This window comes from Ferruginibacter sp. HRS2-29, assembly GCF_024343615.1.
Taxonomy (GTDB): Bacteria; Bacteroidota; Bacteroidia; order Chitinophagales; family Chitinophagaceae; genus Ferruginibacter.
In genome coordinates, this window is record NZ_RJUB01000111.1 from 1 (window position 1) to 620 (window position 620).

Annotated in this window: 2 protein-coding genes; one reads left to right on the forward strand and one right to left on the reverse strand. The window is 45.2% G+C overall.

The annotated features are described in order from the left end of the window. Nucleotides 1-145: 145 nt before the first annotated feature. A complete protein-coding gene (locus tag EGI32_RS11435) occupies nucleotides 146-376 on the forward strand; it encodes a helix-turn-helix domain-containing protein (RefSeq protein WP_255155390.1) in 231 nt (76 codons plus the stop codon). 47 nt (nucleotides 377-423) lie between these two features. On the opposite strand, the gene EGI32_RS11440 is transcribed toward EGI32_RS11435, so the two are convergent. Next, on the reverse strand, nucleotides 424-620 hold a 197-nt coding region (locus EGI32_RS11440), incomplete at its 5' end, for a hypothetical protein (RefSeq protein ID WP_255155490.1).

Genomic DNA, 620 nt, shown 5'->3' on the forward strand with positions numbered 1-620 from the left:
CCGCATCGTCATGCAAGAACTTTAGCCTTTCCTGTGCTTAGATGTACCAGATTTCAGAACGGAAAGTTGATGCAATAAAGATAAATTAAAATAGGACACAAAAGTCCTTTTTCTAACAATTTATTTTTAGTCTATTTGTTCTACTATGACGCAGATAAAAAACGATGAGTTACTTGGCAAAATTGGCAACGCACTGAAAGAATTGCGTAAGAGTAAAGGTATTTTGCAAGCAGATTTTGGAAATGATACCGGCATTCATATTGCCAGAGTTGAAAGTGGAACAAGAAATCTGACCATTAGTAGTTTGTCGGTATTGACGGATTACCTCGACATCAAACTATCCGATTTTTTCAAGCTTGTGGAGAAGCAAAAATAACCCCTCCTTCTTCCCGTCTTCCCGGCAAATTATTATCAGCCGTCTTCTCACAACCCCGAAGGGGTTGAATTTTTTTCGCCATGGGTTGCGACCCATGGCGACCAGGTAAATTCGACCCTTCCAGGGTCGTGCGATTCCTGTACTTTAGCTGGCCGCCTTCCAACTATTACAACGCCCATGCGTGGCGTCCCCGCCAGCCGGTCCCCTTTAAGGTCGCACTCGCGGCTGGCCGGGAGGCCACGCC